Here is a 16,146-nt window from a genome sequence, read left to right as displayed (position 1 = left end):
TATTAAACTATATAATAACAAAAGGCTTCATGTATCTTTAGGGTACAAAACACCTAACTCGGTGTTTCAAAACGTAGCTTAAAATAATGATTAACCTGTAGCCGTATTCTAGGACTAGACAAAAAACCTCTTTCCATGAAAGAATTATTTGGGTAGCTGGCTTTAATAAGAATGAAATATTGAAACCTCAATGGCTTAATTTTACTTTTCAGACAGACTGCCGTTATAAGCCATTCCCCACATAAGAACCTCCCTAATAGATTTGAAACTAAATTATCTATTCATACAGTTCTTATTAAATTCGGTTGCTAACGATAAAATTTGCAGCTTTTCTGAGCTTTTTAAGCATCTTGATTCGCGGGGAAGTATTATGAATAAAAAGATAGGTACGATAATTAACTAATTTTACCGTTAGTCAGAATTCCCCTTTTAAAGAGGAGTTTATTTTGATTATTGACTTTTAAAAAATAGTTTTGATAACGAGAATGAGCCAGTTCGAAGCTCGGTGTTTAAAATGGTGTAAAGGTTTAAAATCAACCCGGTCAGAATTCTGGAGCTGGGGACATTTTGGAAAATTGAATGGTGGAGCGAAGCTACCCCGTATACAATAATACCTAATAGAAATGTACAATGTTCCTGTTCTGGCAAATTTTCAATTTCTTGACAACACCCTTATCCTCAGCTTTTATGGGCAAGGGAATTTGTGTTCGAAAATTGATAAATCAGACAATATCCGTGGTTTTCGTTATATACAATTAGCATAGAATGAAACAACTTATTTCAAATATTGATATTTCGCAGATTTATCAGGATAATTTACCTGAACTTAAATCGTATCTATACCGACTGACTTGCAATGAAGAAATGACAAATGATATCTCCCAAGATACTTTTGTAAAAGCTTTGGAGAAACAACGTCAATATAACGGTGAATCAACTTTAAAAACATGGATATTCTCAATTGCAACAAATCTTGCAAAAGATTGGCTTAGAAAGAGAAATAGATGGTCAGAAACAGCACAGGATGATGCAAAAGCATTAGCACAATCTGATCCTGCTCATAGAACCATTTTTTTGAATATTAGTGAAAATTCTGAAAATGGAAAATTTGATTTCAAGGAACATATTAGCTTCTGTTTTACATGCATTTCTAAAACATTGGACATTGAAAAACAAGTTGTACTGATTTTAAAAGACATTTACGATTTTAAAGTCAATGAAATATCTTTAATCCTGGATACGCCAAAAGGAACTATAAAGCATTGGTTATACCGAGCAAGACAAAGTATGATTGAGATATTTGACCGGAGATGTGCTTTGATAAATAAAAACGGTGTTTGTTATCAATGCTCCGAATTGAATGGGCTTTTTAATCCCAAGCAGGAAAAGTTAAAAAATGTTTTTCCTAGGGAAGATAAGAGAAAACTTTATGTTTTACGTACAAAGCTTGTAAAAGAAATAAATCCATTATCTTCAAAAGGATCAGCAATAGAGGATTCAATAATGAAAGTGTTAAGAAAAGCAATTAATGATATATAGTTCGACCATTTTCAATTTCTTATTCGTCTAAGAATAAAAAAGAGATAATATGAAAAAGAAAATTAAAATTATTTACTCAGGACTGATTGCAGGTTTATTTAGTCAAGGAATTTTGGGAGCGTTATTTATGAGTCCCCCTGTTCAGAAAATATTGTATAATCCGAATTGGCAAAGTGAATTATTTCTTGAAATAACACCGACTAGAGAAATTTTCCCTTCGGTTGCTGGGTTAGTTGTATTAAGTATTGTACATAGCTGGCTTTTTAATCTTTTACAAAAGTCTATCCCAGGTCAAACTTGGATTAAAAAAGGACTGTTTTGGGGTTTTACTATTTGGATAATGTATTGGGTGTTTCAGGAATGGTTTGTATATCACACCTTGCTACAAGAGCCAATTTTGTTGACTTTTGTAGAATTGACTATTTTGTTATTTGGAAGTTTAATTGAAGGGTTGATTATTTCAAAATTCTTATTTGAAATTAACAAAGAAGAATAGGTTTAAATGGAGTAAATTGATAGGAATTAAAACGGCTTATAATAATTAAGCGTTCGAGCCGCACGCAACGCAGAGCTTGAACGCTTAATTATTGGCGGTAGTTTTAACGCAACTTAATGGGAATATTTATCATCTAACACAAAAAGAACCAATGAAAAAACATCTTCCTTTCTTGATTTTATTTCCTTTTCTTTTAGCAAGTTGCATTGACGATGGTGAAAATGACAAACTGCAAAGTAGTTGTGATTATATTGATTTTAAATACGACAACGGAGCTGAGGATTATTTGGGGGAATTATCAAATGATTATTTATTAATTGCCTGTGATACAACTTATACAGACAATGAAATTCAAGATTATATTTCTACGGAAAGCTACTTTGACCAAAATTACGACTACACAATTTACACTCAAGCAAATTACAAATACAAAGAAATTCCTTTAAAACTTAAATCTTCAAAAAACTGCGAGGAATTAACTTCAATAATTTCCGATTTACAGCAAAATAGTATAATCTCATATGCACATTACACTATTCAAACCGACAACTGCGAAAACTTAATTTGGGAGCCAATTGGAGATTTATGTGTAAATAGTTACAGTAGTCTTTTTTACGTCAAAGTATCTGATGAAACAGATTTAACAGACTTAAATAATGTTATTACAGAAACAAATACAGAACTGATTGAACAAAATGAATTTATGAAAAAATGGTTTACAATAAGAGCAACAAAAAATTCAAACGGAGACGCTCTAAAAATGGCAAACTATTTTTACGAAACGGGACTTTTTGAATCAAGTGAACCTGATATAACAAAATATCCTGTTGAATAAAAAACTACCGCTAATAAAGTACATATTGCAGGACGGGGTTTGGTGGTACGCCAACTGCGGATTCTCGTTTCACAGTTCCGTGTCCTTCGGACAGGAACGCTCTCCGAAATCCGCCCCGACAACATGTACCAACCGTTAGCGGTAATGGAAGGAAACGTCCGTAAATAAAGCGCTATCAATTTTGCTGGAATCAAAAACAATAGTAGAAAATAGATAAATTCAGGATTAATATGACACTTCAAAAATTTCTAATTCAAATACCGGATAGTGTATTGGAGGAACTTTCTTCCAAATTATCCAATACACGGTGGCCTAAACAACTAAAAGACTCAGACAGTGAAAGAGGAATGGAAAAGAACTATTTACAGTCTCTTGTTGATTATTGGCAGAATGGTTATGACTGGCGTGCTCAGGAAAAAGAGTTGAACAGTCATTCTCAATTTAAATGCAAAATTGACGGAATTAATATTCACTTTATCTGGGAAAAAGGAAAAGGGGAAAATCCGACACCAATCATTTTAACACATGGTTGGCCTGATAGTTTTCTTCGTTATAAAAAAATCATAAACAAGCTTACAGACCCTGCCCGTTTTGGAGGCAACCCAAACGATTCTTTCGATGTAATTATTCCATCTTTACCCGGATTTGGTTTCTCAGATAAGTCGGAACATAGTGGATATAATAATGCTTATGTAGCTGAATTATGGGTGAAACTGATGACTGAAAAATTAGGTTATACCAAATTTGCAGCAGCAGGTGGCGATATAGGTTCAGGTGTTACCCGTTATATGGCTCTAAATCATCCAAACTTATTAATTGGTATCCACCTGACAGACGTTGGTATTATTCGAGACCTTTTAATGGCACCTGATGAAAGCAAACTATCCAAGGAAGAAATGGCCTACAAAAAGACTGCTCAACAATGGATGGCTCAGGAAGCTGGCTATATATCTATTCAATCAACAAAACTACAAACATTATCCTACGGACTTTCGGACTCTCCGGTTGGTACAGCGGCATGGATTCTTGAAAAATTTCGTTCTTGGAGTGATTGCAAAGGTCAGCTTGAAAATTCGTATAGTAAAGATGAACTATTGACCAATGTAATGATTTACTGGTTAACGAATACACTAAGTTCTTCGGTGAATATATACTACGAAAATACACATTCTCTGCCTCCAATGGGTAAAATAGAGGTACCAACTGGTATTGCTTTATTTGCTCAAGATATTTTATTGCCTCCTAAAGAATGGACAATAAAGAATTTGAATGTAATCCATTGGGCAGAGATGCCTCGCGGAGGACATTTTACAGCAATGGAAGAGCCAGACTTGTTTGTTGAAGATATTTGTAAATTTTATCGACAATTGAAAGTTTAATTAACCACTACCGCTAATCGAGTAGGTGGATGACAGCCAAATGACTGCTTCACCTCTCGACACCAGCGTACGTAAGCGAGCTACGCTCCTTCCCTTCGCAATAGCTCGGGAACATATACGGCGGTTCGTTACGTATCAGCCTAAAGCTCTTTTCTCCTTTAGACCTTTGCTGTAGTTTAAGATAGGGCTGGAAAACTCGAGGTTTAAACCTCCCTCTCGAATTTTGAGCAACGTATCGTTCAGCCCTTCAGCTTTTTGGTGAGTCCTCTGCCTTTTCGGTGACGGCTCGTCCTGCTTCCTTCAGTGCTGACCTCACGGTCAACCACCTTGCAGCCTACTTACGGTTCGGGGCGTTACCCCCACCCGTAAGAGACTTACACCCTCTGGAATAATTTCATGCATAACCCTACTATTTAACACAAGAAAATTTGTATTTTCAACATTTATTCAGAGCTTTCAGTAAAGTGTGCACATGCTCATGCTGGGCACACATAAAGTGTAAATGTAATGCGGGTTTCAGCGGGCAATTCAACCGCAGCTCTTCGTTGCAACACCGCCAATTCGTCTTTGACGATTGGCGTAAAAAATGAAAATATGAATAAACGAATTGGCTCCGTGCGTAATTGAAAGTTCATCACTTTCAATCCCGCACTCCACTTACATAAACTGTCAGACTGTCTAAATACCTCTTTCCATGAAAGAATTATTTGGGTAGCTGGCTTTAATAAGAATGAAATATTGAAACCTCAATGGCTTAATTTTACTTTTCAGACAGACTGCCGTTGTGTGTAATTTGAAAAATGACAGATAAAGAGCATAAAATGGAAATTAATTTTTTAGACCATGTCGCAATTCGAGTTGCTGATATGGAAGCTTCTGCAGCTTGGTATGAAAAAGTGTTGGGACTGAAACGATATCAATTACCTGAATGGGGAGACTTTCCAATATTTTTACTTGCAGGAAAATCAGGAATCGCATTGTTTCCAGCCAATACAACTGACACTAAACTTGAACCAACTTCAAAAAATGTAAAGATTGACCATTTTGCATTTAATGTGACAAATGAAAATTTTGAAAAAGCTAAAAAAAGATATATCGAACTAAATTTGGAGTTTAATATTCAAGACCATCATTACTTTGATTCAATATACACAAAGGACATAGATGGACATACAGTTGAATTAACGACAATTAAAGTAGATGAACGAGAATTTTATAAATAAAAGCTATACACAATCGAATAGCCCGCCACGCTAGCAGGGAGAGGCTTTCACACCACTGTACGTAAGCGAGCTACGCTCCTTCCCTTCGCAATAGCTCGGGAACATATACGGCGGTTCGTTACGTATCAGCCTAAAGCTCTTTTCTCCTTTAGACCTTTGCTGTAGTTTAAGATAGGGATGGAAAACTCGAGGTTTAAACCTCCCTCTCGAATTTTGAGCAACGTATCGTTCAGCCCTTCAGCTTTTTGGTGAGTCCTCCGCCTTTTCGGTGACGGCTCATCCTGCTTCCTTCAGTGCTGACCTCACAGTCAACCACCTTGCAGCCTACTTACGGTTCGGGGCGTTACCCCCACCCGTAAGAGACTTACACCCTCTGGAATAATTTCATGCACAACCCTACTGTTTAACACAAGAAAATTTTTATTTTAAACATTTTTTCAGAGCTCAGTAAAGTGTGCACATGCTCATGCTGGGTACACACAAAATGTATAAGTAATGGCAGGCAAAGTACTTAATATCAAAGTTTGTAACCCCGTCAAACAGCTTAGCGGTTTGACGGGAAAGTGCTACACAATCGCCAACTTTGCATATGCGTGCCGTTGGCGGTCATTGCAAAAACATAAATAATAGATGATAATAAAACAGAACAAAATTCCCGATTATTCAATTCTGAAAAAGGATGAGAAATCATTCCACTATATTGATAGTTTTCAGAGTCAGAACTTAATTATCAGGCCTGATAATGATATAATTAGTATCGGAAAATTATTTCTAACCAGTGGTCCTAAATGGGCTGACAGTTTAATATTGATTAGGGATAAAGTTGTTGGTGTATTTGGATTGAAAACTTCTGAACAGCTGACTGATGAAGCAAGGAATCCTGATAATTTTAAATTCCAAGCGGGGGAACAACTCGACATTTTTAAAGTGTATGCAAAAACTGAAAATGAACTTGTTTTAGGCGATGACGACAAACACCTTAGTTTCAGCGTTTCATTATTACTTGACTGCAAAAATAATGACATAGAAAAAAAGAAAATAATGATAACAACAATGATTGAATACAAAAATATTTTTGGGAGAATTTATTTTTTGCCAGTTAAACCAATTCATCAGTTAATCGTAAAAAAGACACTGAAAAAAATGATTAAAAAGATAGAAAATGTAACTACCGAATGAGAACAAACAACGAACCGCCAATCGAATAGCCCGCTGGGTTTTAATTTCCTTTCATAGAACTACTTCATTTTCAATTTTAGCACTGCCTCTTGCATAGGAAAGTTCTACTGCTTTTTTCTTGAACTCTTTGTCAAACTTTTTTCTCATCTGGTTCACAATTGTAAGTAAAGTAAAAATGGTACTTAACTTACCGTACAGTATAATGCAGCACTTCCACTCGATATCTGTCAGGTTTTGACAACAACTGGCATTTCGTCACTTTTCCTTTGCATGGGATCGAAACAGATATAGTCTTGCCTATACGGAGTTTTACTCTTCACAACGCCATAGATTTTCCGTAATAGTTTACCTTGCCCCTTAGAAACAGGAGTCTGTTTTACCTTGTTGCAGTCTGATCAATTTTCCGCCACTCACGGCTAATAAAAAAAGTCACAATTAAGGCTGAGCAAGTATCAGCAATTGGCATTGAAATCCATATTCCTGTTAACCCGAAATACGTTGGAAGGATAAAAAGGAGTGGAATAAGCACAATCACCTGGCGAAGTAAGGTTAACAGAGTGGCTATCTTAGCTTTGCCAACCGATTGGAAGAAATTCCCGACTACAACCTGAAATCCAACAACCGGCAAAGCCAAAAGTCCGATCCTCAACCCCTGCCTACCCAAGCTCAAAAGCTGTGGATCCGAATCATTAAAAAAGCGAACAATAAAACCGGGTATCGACTCAACAGCAATAAAGGAAATGACGGAAATGACGGTGGCTGAGATCATAGCAAGTCGCAAAGTCTCTTTTACCCGACCGCCGGACTGTGCTCCAAAATTAAACCCGATAATTGGTTGCGAGGCCATATTAATGGCTACAATGGACATGATGATCAGCGTGACAACTGAATTTACAATTCCCATTGCCCCAACAGCCAAGTCGCCTCCAAACTGAATAAGCTTTGTGTTAATAAGCGCTTGCACAGCAGAGTTGGCTGTTTGCATAAAAAACGGAGCCATTCCAATCAATAGAATCTCTTTCATAATCTCCGGATCTAACCGGATATATTTCGCCCTCAGCTTAACAACCGAACGCTTACTGTTAAAATGAAGCAGCACCCAAACGGATAGTGACATCATTGAGATGACCGTAGCATAAGCAGCTCCTTTTACTCCAAGGTCAAAAACAAAAATAAATATGGGGTCTAAGATAATGTTTAGGCCAGCACTCAATATCATCGAATACATGGCTATTTTGGCGTTTCCCTCACTTCGAATCACGTTGTTCAACGAAAACCCAACGACCTGAAAAATGACTCCAACTAAAATGATATTCAGATAGTCGTTTGCATACCCGACTGTTTCTGCTGTAGCACCAAACATCTTCAGCATGGGTGCTTTTATCAGAAAGCCGATCAACGAGATCAAGCCGGAAGCCAGAATCATCATCAGAAAGCTATTCCCCAATACGCGCTCTGCCCGGTCCATATCGCGTCGTCCCATATTGATTGACACTAACACACCGGCACCAATACCAATCAACATTCCGAACGCAATCATAATCAGCATAACCGGAAAGATGACCGAAACCGCACTCAATGCGACAGCGCTAACTCCCTGGCCAATAAAAATACGGTCGACTATATTATAAAGCGCATTTACAAATACTCCGATAAATGCAGGAATAAAATATTTTAACATTAACCGAGGAATACGGCCCTCGCCCAACTCTTTTGTTCTATCCATAAAAAAAACTGAGCACAAATGTAAGTATTCGATTCAATAAACCGGGCAACAAACCGTTCCCATTATTCTTTGGGAAATATTAAATTTGCACTCAAAATACAATTGTTATGACCACAGAAAACTCAAATAAAATAGATAAGACAACCTTAAACCGCTTAAAATCGGAGAATACGGACACCGCGATCGAAGCGATTTCGGAATTGAAGGAGAAGGGCCATGCAGGCTATGTTCCTATCTTGATCGAGTTGTTGCATGCTTCAGACAATCCGGAGATCAAAACATGCATTTTTCGGCTGTTGGCTGAGTTAAAACAAAGTGATGCCATCCCCCTGATCATTGAAGCTATCGAAAATAAAAAGTATGCCAACGAACGGCAGCAGTTGGTTAGTGCTTGCTGGGAAAACGGTCTGGATTACAGCCATCATCTTTCCTTGTTTGTTGACCTTGTTATTGAAAATGATTTAGAAATTGCATTTGAAGCGTACACCGTTATTACAAATATGTCGGGTAAAATTTCAAAAGAAATTGCCGATAAGGAAAGTGAAAAGCTAAAGAGAGCAATGTTGGAAGCCGACGATCAACAAAAACAACTGATGCACGATTTACTGGACTTTCTGCCCGCTTTTGAGCGTGGAATTGAACCACTAGCATATTAAAGTAAAAGACTTAAGAAAGAATTAACGGGAAATCCGATACGATTGAAAGAACTGTTCGTTTTGAAATATGTTATATTGCTATATATTCATCTAAGGAAACCGAACAAAACGTGATTATATTCAGGCTCTCAATCGTTTTACTTTTATTCTTACTTACATGCAGGCCGGTTCACTCACAGGAATTTGCCGATATTCAGCAATATCACATTCCAATTCTGTTGAACCCCTCATACGTGGGAGCCACAAAAGGAGATCGATTAATTATATCGCCGGTTAGCACCCGGAGAACAGACACGAAATCATACTTAAGATACCTGAGCCATGACTTTTTTATAAAAAAACGTTCGTTAGGACTTGGCTTCATCGGTGGAGCTCAAATGGACTATACTCAAAATATATTTGTTCCATTTTTTGAAATCGCTGCTGCGAAATACCTTCCCAAGGGGCACGAGACCTTTCTAATTCCATCAGTAACCCTTGGCTTTCATCAACCCTTAAAAGAGTACAGCTTATTTCACCTTGATAATTTAATCGACACCAGAGAGCACACAGCCTATGCTCCGGGAACTTCTCTTTATCGGTCATCCGAATTTATTGTTGGCGGAGGTATTCTACTAACAGACTATCATGGAAGTGTCGGACTATCTGCAAAGTACAGGCAATCCTTTTTTACAAATCCTTACACGGATGAATTTGATGTTAAAGCCTACGACCTGATAATTCATGCCGAGAAGATTTTCACCTACAAGCATCGTGATTTACTATCTAAAGCCTACATGATCCGACCACGTTTGGTCATTCATGTTGGCAACGAAACCAAGCAGTTATTTACCGGAGTAACAGTACAGCGAAAGAAATTTGAAATGGGCATTGGTTTTCTACCGAACTTTGACTCGGGGAACACCCGCTTTTCAATAAATACAGGTATCGATTTTGAATACTTTAAAGTGAATTATCTGGCATCCATCCTTAACGACACCGGCGAATTTGGAACATTTATGCACAGCATCAGCCTTCGGATTATTTTCCCGGAACTTAAGCGATATGGGATTCCGATACCCGGTATTATCCGGAACTTATAAAGGCTTATAAACCAAAATACGGGTGTTTTAAAACAGCCTTCGATTTCTATTCTACAATCTTCAAACTTTAATATTACTTTTACGAGCCAACCAATAAACCAGGACTAATCGCACGTGAAAAAGGCTTCATTTTTAATTCTATTGCTCAGCCTGTTTTCCCATGCCCGGGGACAGGATGCTGAATACTCTCAGTTTTATGCCAATCCGATATACTTAAATCCAGGGTTCACGGGAACTTCGGAGCGACCACGAGTGATTATTAACTATCGCAATCAATGGCCTCAAAAAGGAAATACCTTTGTTAATTACAGTCTGTCCTACGATCAATATTTCAAAAAACTGAATGGTGGTTTAGGAATACAGTTTCATCAAAGTACCGAACTCAACGGACTTGTTCAGACTTCATCCGGGTCATTTTTCTATTCACACCACATCAAGGTGAGTGAACGTCTGTTTTTTGATGTCGGCCTACAGGCTGGCGTGGCCTATAAAAAACTGGATTATGGTCGACTCATTTTCCCTGATATGATTGACCAACTGAACGGACATACTTTCCCGGGAGAACAGGAACAACCTGAAAATTCAAGCATCCTCTATCCTGATTTTGGATTGGGTACATTGGGGCAATACGATTCATTCTTCTTTGGATTTAGTCTATCTCATTTAACTCAACCAAACGAATCGATCATTGAAGGTGACCAAAAAGGCAAACTTCCCATGAAGTTTACATTTCACGCAGGTTCGCGCACGCATAAACTTCACCGGGGGCTTTTATCCCGCGAATTTACACTGTCGCCCAATATTATTTTTCAACAACAAGGGGCATTTTCACAAGTCAGCCTGGGCATGTACATTTTAGAGAAGTCCTTATCCGGGGGAGTGTGGTATCGTCAGAATATAGGCGTTCATCCTGATGCTGTGATTCTGATGTTTGGAGTGATGAAAAATCAGTTTAAAATTGGTTATAGTTACGACTATACCTTGTCAAAACTTGCCAATTACTCCAGCGGCTCCCATGAGTTTTCGCTCACTTTTTTCTTCGGAGAAGCACACAATAGCCGTAAAGCGATACTCATTCCTTCTCTTTAATACACCAAGGTTACCGTCCCGCTTTGTTGATGGCTTCTGTTTAAAAAATCCTGATACGAAACCACCCAGGTGTAAACTCCGGTCGGAGCATTCTGCCCGTTTTTTGTTTTCCCGTCCCATCCTTCAAAACCATTTTGGACTTCAAAAATACGTTCTCCCCAGCGATTAAAAATCTGCAAGTGATAGCCGGCTTCTAAAATACCTTCGGGAGCTAATAAAAACTGTTGATTCAAAGCATTGCTGCTATTCGGACTAAATGCATTGGGAGGAAATATCCGATCAAAAGCAACCAGCACTTCCTGATAGGCAGTATCCGTGCACAAAAATTCATTTTCGGCAATCAGCTCCACATCAAACCATCCCATTTCATCAAAACTGTAAGTCGGTTCAAAATCGGTCGAATACCCGACGCTATCGCCAAAATCCCAATAATAATTCTGAGCATTTTCACTACGGTTTTCAAACTCAAAATTCGGTCTCACGATACTAACTTCAGTTGTATCTGCCCGAAAGGAAGCGGTTGGTTTAGGAAAAACCCGCACTGCTGTATCCAACCAAGCCGTATCTACACAGTTGGTCACCGAAGATTTTGCGATAGCTGAAATATCAAACTCGTGATCTGGCGTACTAAACGTATTCATCAGCTGATCAGCGGCTGGTTGATATCCATTTCCCTGATCAAAGTTCCACGAATAGGTCAGTGCATCAACTGAATCCAAAGGCAGTGCCTGAAAAGAAACATCCAAGGGGGGGCAACCTTCTAACGGATTAGCCACTAGCTGGATCCAGGGTTTACGTTTAAATGAAAATTCCCGTTCGTCACTCTCGCAGCCAAACTCGGTTGTAATTTGCAATGAGATGGTGGATTCCGGCTTATTATTTAGACTTATTTCAAAAGGCCCCTGTCCTGTTCCCGGATCTTCCAGTATTTCATTCGAATCTAAGTCAGATAAATCCCAATGATAGGTGTCTTGTGGATTGGCAGATCCCATGTACCGAACTTCAATCGTATGACCAAAACAAGAATCAGGATCAAGATTTGTTTCAACAGACGGGATTGGCCTGACTTTAATCAACTCCTCAATTAAACCGTAATTCTCACACCCTTCATCTGAAACGATGAGCAAGCCAACATCGTAAGTGTCATCTTCTGCATACGTATATGTTGAAGTCTGTCCACGACCTACGCCACCATCACCATAATCCCAGTAAAACTCAGAAACCGGCTCGGTCGTTTCCGCTGAGAAGTCCACTAAGAAAGGCTCACAGTCTTCATCATCTGCAACAACAATCTTCAAGTTTGGAATCACGTTAATGTGCTGCCAGGTTGTATCACTCAAGCAACCTCCTTCGCTGACCAGCAAACCTAAATCTCGTTTATCGTGGCTTTCAAAACCTAAAGCAACTGTTAAATCGGTTATTCCAACTCCCGAAGCATAAACGGAGTCGAGAAAAAACCAGTTATAAGTTGCATCACCAGTGCCATCTCCCTCGTACATTACCTCCAGGTTGTAGCCATAGCATTCGGTCTCATCAATACTAAATTCACTTGTTGGAATATTGTAAAAGCTTAGGTTTAAAGAATCATTTGTGGTACAGCCGTAGGTGCTTTCGACACTTACTTTTGTTTTATATGTGCCATAGTTTGCTACCTCGGCTACTGACTGGGCTGAATTCAAGGAACCAAAACTTAAGCCAGACGAGATCGGTTGCCATTCGACATTGCCATGGTCAACTTCTATTTTGACTTCGCCCGTTTTTTGATCACAAAACAAGGTATCGGTGTCAGCCAAATCAATTACCGGATAGGGATGAAACGTAATTGCGACTTCTTGCTCTGTAAAACAACTGAAGCTATTTCCCACTTGCACTTTATAAGCTCCTGTTTCTGTAACCGTGATGGAGCGCTGATCATCGCCGGTATTCCAATTATAAAAATCATGACTCCCGGCATCCAATTCAATTATACTTCCTTTACAGATATTTTGGTCGCCTCCTAAGTCCAGCTTAGGACTAGGTTTTACATTCACCTTAAAAACAGCCGAATCAACACAAGTCCCATTTCTCGAAACCACTTTATAAATTGTTGTGTCCGTTGGAGCAGCCAACGGATTTGACTTGTATGGATCATCCAATCCTGTCGTCGGAGTCCATTCATAATTCCCGGCAAACTCATGATTTAACCGGATTTCCTGATTCTGGCAAATTGTAATGTCTTGTTGATCGTCAAAATCTATATTCCAAACATTGATATCTAATACGGCTGATAAACTCACTTCCGGATCATTCGGCATACCTCCAAATTCAACGATATAACCTTGAGGATAATAATACTCAGACGAAGAGCCGTCCCCTTCATTTCTCAGATCGTTCCACGATTTACTTGGCTGACTGGGATTCTGATTGATATGCGCATAATCCTCTCCAAGCCCTCCATTGAGATTGGCGTATGAATTATTAGGCTCACCATTACTCCAAAAAGAAAACCTACCATCAATTCGCGATCCGCCGTTATAAGTTCCGCGCCAAAACAAGATTCCCGGATCGGGACCAGTCACCCATTTCCATTCTCCTTCATTTTCCTCGTCGCTTGCACCAATCCAGCCTACCCCATTTACTTTAGTCCAAACAAAATCATTTTCGACCCGGGAAAGAATGGTAACCAGATAACCTTGAAGTCCGAAGTAATTCCTCTCTTCGGCTTCCTTTTTTGCCTCAGTCCAACTAATTCCCCGGCTACTTACATACTTATAAAAATGCTCTGTTTCAGGCAAATAATCAACATCTTTTAAGGTAATCGAAATCCTGCGAATTCCATTCGTAGGCGAAGAAGCCAAGTTCGTGTATTCAATATTTTGAACCGCATCCTGGTATTCTGACGCTGCTGCACTTCCTGAAAGAATCAAGGTACCTGTTGCATCATCCCAACGCGCTTTAATTTTTGATGTCTCCTGAAAGCTTAACTGATCCTCTCCTACCTGATAATTTGAAATTGAGATTTTCAGACCTCCTTCGATTTCAGGCCCCTGAATACCAACACGTTTACCTAGCTTGACAACTCCCGTACAATAATCAATCGCATCAGGATTTACGGACTGGATCTGTAACACGTCAGTCTGCGCACAGGCAACTGATAGGAAGAAAAGAAAGGTAAAGGTTAGTATCGTCGTTTTCATGAGCAGGTATCCGGCTAACTCCTGCTCGAAAAATATTTCATGAATTGTGACCGTTCGTACATCAGTGGATCCTCAATTTTTGCATAAGATAATCGACCTCTGAAAGCATCGATGGTTTCAAAATTCCACTTATCCATAAAGGATTCCAAATCGGTTAAAATTCCATTAATAACCTGTGCTCCTTCGATATAAACGACCGAACAAATTTGAGTTACCTGAGCACCAGCCAGCAATTGTTTGGCAACAGCTGCGCCATCGTGAATTCCTGTTGAAGCTGCAATCTCCAGCTTCGGCAATGCAGCACTAACTAATCCGACCCAACGCAATGAGCGACGAATATCTGCCGGTGAACTGAATACTTCTGATGAAGAAAGTTCAAGTTTATCGAGGTTGATATCTGGTTCGTAAAAACGATTGAACATGGTTACAGCCGCGGCTCCGTTGGCCATCAGCTTTTCGGTCATAGAAACCAAATTTGAAAAGTAGAAACCAATTTTCACTGAAACCGGAATGCTGACTTCCTTTTTTACCTTGCTCAACACATCAATATATAGCTGCTCTACTTCAGATCCATCCTGCAAGCGACTAGTCGGAACCACAAATAAGTTCAGTTCCAACGCATCGGCACCAGCCTGCTCAAAGTCCTTCGCAAAGCTCATCCACTCCTTTGCCGACACACAATTAATGCTGGCAATAATCGGAATACCAACCTCTTTTTTAGCATCTTTCACCAAATTCAAATGTGCTGATACTGAATTATCACGGGTGTAACCACGAATATAGTCTTCAGCCTCCGGATAGGAATTTTGCGGGTCCTTTTTGATCAGATGCGTTACTTCGCCACTAATTTGCTCTTCGAAAAGCGATTTTAAGATGACCGCTCCGGCACCTGCTTTCTCCAATTCTTTAATCTTTTCAACTGAGTTTGTTAAGCCTGAACTGGCTACGATTATGGGGTTTTTCAACTTCAGCCCCATGTATGTGGTTTCCAAATTTGCCATTCTGTTGTTTTTTTGTTCCGAATATATTAAAAAAATAGTGCCAAAGATATGTTATTTAATGGTATTGACGTTCACCAAAAATTTTGCTACCAACGCGAACCATTGTACTGCCCTCTTCTATAGCCAATTGATAGTCGCCCGACATTCCCATTGATATCTCGGCAAACGAGCTTTGGTTTTGAAAATACGCTTCTTTCAATCTGCTAAAAATGCCCTTTAAGGTTTGAAATTCTTTCCTAACCTGGTTCGAATCATCGGTGTAGGTTGCCATGCCCATCACTCCGCGAATTTCTACAAATTGCAAATCTGCAAACGCCGGACTAGTTAAAATATCGACTGCTTCCTGGTAGTCTAACCCAAACTTGCTTTGTTCTTCTGCAATATGAAACTGCAACAGACAAGAAATTATGCGATCATTTTTACGTCCTTCCTTGTTAAGCACCTTCAACAATTTTAAACTATCGATGCCGTGAATCAAACCAATAAACGGAGCAATGTACTTGACTTTATTCGATTGAAGGTGACCGATAAAATGCCATTCAATATCCTTCGGAAGTTCTTCATACTTGCTTGTTAACTCCTGAACTTTGTTCTCTCCAAAAATCCGGCAACCAGCTTCATAGGCCTCAAGAATATCCTCATTGGGCTTAGTTTTTGAAACAGCAACCAGTTTCACTCCTTCTTTCAGACCAGCATGGATATGTTTATAATTATCAACAATTCCCATAACAATAAAATTGAACCACAAATCTACAAAAGCAGCGC

The 16,146-nt window shown here is 39.0% G+C and carries 13 protein-coding genes; 9 read left to right on the top strand and 4 right to left on the bottom strand.

Going from position 1 to position 16,146, the window contains the following annotated elements:
• Nucleotides 1-765: 765 nt before the first annotated feature.
• The 6 genes from GR929_RS07040 to GR929_RS07015 all read left to right on the top strand — a co-directional run bounded on the left by GR929_RS07040 (nucleotide 766) and on the right by GR929_RS07015 (nucleotide 6,651).
• Complete coding sequence (locus GR929_RS07040) at nucleotides 766-1,539, top strand: RNA polymerase sigma factor (protein WP_159518232.1); 774 nt, start codon at nucleotides 766-768, stop codon at nucleotides 1,537-1,539.
• 49 nt (nucleotides 1,540-1,588) lie between these two features.
• The gene (locus GR929_RS07035) at nucleotides 1,589-2,035 is read left to right on the top strand and encodes a hypothetical protein (protein WP_159518231.1); all 447 of its coding nucleotides are present in this window, start codon (nucleotides 1,589-1,591) and stop codon (nucleotides 2,033-2,035) included.
• A gap of 151 nt (nucleotides 2,036-2,186) precedes the next feature.
• Nucleotides 2,187-2,870 (top strand): hypothetical protein, encoded by a 684-nt coding sequence (locus GR929_RS07030; protein WP_159518230.1) that lies wholly within the window; start codon nucleotides 2,187-2,189, stop codon nucleotides 2,868-2,870.
• 230 nt (nucleotides 2,871-3,100) lie between these two features.
• On the top strand, nucleotides 3,101-4,249 hold the full coding sequence (locus tag GR929_RS07025; RefSeq protein WP_159518229.1) for an epoxide hydrolase family protein: 1,149 nt from the start codon (nucleotides 3,101-3,103) through the stop codon (nucleotides 4,247-4,249).
• An 800-nt stretch (nucleotides 4,250-5,049) separates the two neighbouring features.
• Nucleotides 5,050-5,472: a VOC family protein gene (locus GR929_RS07020; RefSeq protein WP_159518228.1), complete on the top strand. Its 423-nt coding sequence runs from the start codon at nucleotides 5,050-5,052 to the stop codon at nucleotides 5,470-5,472.
• A 630-nt stretch (nucleotides 5,473-6,102) separates the two neighbouring features.
• Entirely contained in the window at nucleotides 6,103-6,651 is a 549-nt protein-coding gene (locus GR929_RS07015; protein ID WP_159518227.1) for a DUF2867 domain-containing protein, read from the top strand.
• A gap of 376 nt (nucleotides 6,652-7,027) precedes the next feature.
• On the opposite strand, the gene GR929_RS07010 is transcribed toward GR929_RS07015, so the two are convergent.
• Complete coding sequence (locus GR929_RS07010) at nucleotides 7,028-8,377, bottom strand: MATE family efflux transporter (protein WP_159518226.1); 1,350 nt, start codon at nucleotides 8,375-8,377, stop codon at nucleotides 7,028-7,030.
• 107 nt (nucleotides 8,378-8,484) lie between these two features.
• Between GR929_RS07010 and GR929_RS07005 the strand changes: the two genes are divergently transcribed.
• The 3 genes from GR929_RS07005 to GR929_RS06995 all read left to right on the top strand — a co-directional run bounded on the left by GR929_RS07005 (nucleotide 8,485) and on the right by GR929_RS06995 (nucleotide 11,204).
• Nucleotides 8,485-9,033: a HEAT repeat domain-containing protein gene (locus GR929_RS07005; RefSeq protein WP_159518225.1), complete on the top strand. Its 549-nt coding sequence runs from the start codon at nucleotides 8,485-8,487 to the stop codon at nucleotides 9,031-9,033.
• 110 nt (nucleotides 9,034-9,143) lie between these two features.
• Nucleotides 9,144-10,115: a hypothetical protein gene (locus GR929_RS07000; RefSeq protein WP_159518224.1), complete on the top strand. Its 972-nt coding sequence runs from the start codon at nucleotides 9,144-9,146 to the stop codon at nucleotides 10,113-10,115.
• A gap of 114 nt (nucleotides 10,116-10,229) precedes the next feature.
• Nucleotides 10,230-11,204, top strand: a complete 975-nt coding sequence (locus GR929_RS06995; RefSeq protein WP_159518223.1) for a PorP/SprF family type IX secretion system membrane protein — start codon at nucleotides 10,230-10,232, stop codon at nucleotides 11,202-11,204.
• Here the strand turns inward: GR929_RS06995 and GR929_RS06990 are convergent.
• From GR929_RS06990 to GR929_RS06980, 3 genes are read right to left on the bottom strand one after another with little or no spacing between them, the layout of a single operon-like run.
• Nucleotides 11,201-14,380, bottom strand: coding sequence for a PKD domain-containing protein (locus GR929_RS06990; protein WP_159518222.1), 3,180 nt, complete (start codon nucleotides 14,378-14,380; stop codon nucleotides 11,201-11,203). The two genes, GR929_RS06995 and GR929_RS06990, sit on opposite strands and share 4 nt — an antisense overlap.
• A 14-nt stretch (nucleotides 14,381-14,394) precedes the next feature.
• A complete protein-coding gene (locus tag GR929_RS06985; RefSeq protein ID WP_159518221.1) occupies nucleotides 14,395-15,381 on the bottom strand; it encodes a dihydroorotate dehydrogenase-like protein in 987 nt (328 codons plus the stop codon).
• 55 nt (nucleotides 15,382-15,436) lie between these two features.
• Nucleotides 15,437-16,108, bottom strand: a complete 672-nt coding sequence (locus GR929_RS06980; protein WP_159518220.1) for a YggS family pyridoxal phosphate-dependent enzyme — start codon at nucleotides 16,106-16,108, stop codon at nucleotides 15,437-15,439.
• Nucleotides 16,109-16,146 lie beyond the last annotated feature (38 nt).

Origin of the sequence: Sunxiuqinia indica, assembly GCF_009847015.1 — a bacterium.
Taxonomy (GTDB): Bacteria; Bacteroidota; Bacteroidia; order Bacteroidales; family Prolixibacteraceae; genus Sunxiuqinia; species Sunxiuqinia indica.
The sequence above is the reverse complement of the archived record's forward strand: the minus strand, read 5'-3'. Positions and strand labels throughout refer to the sequence as shown.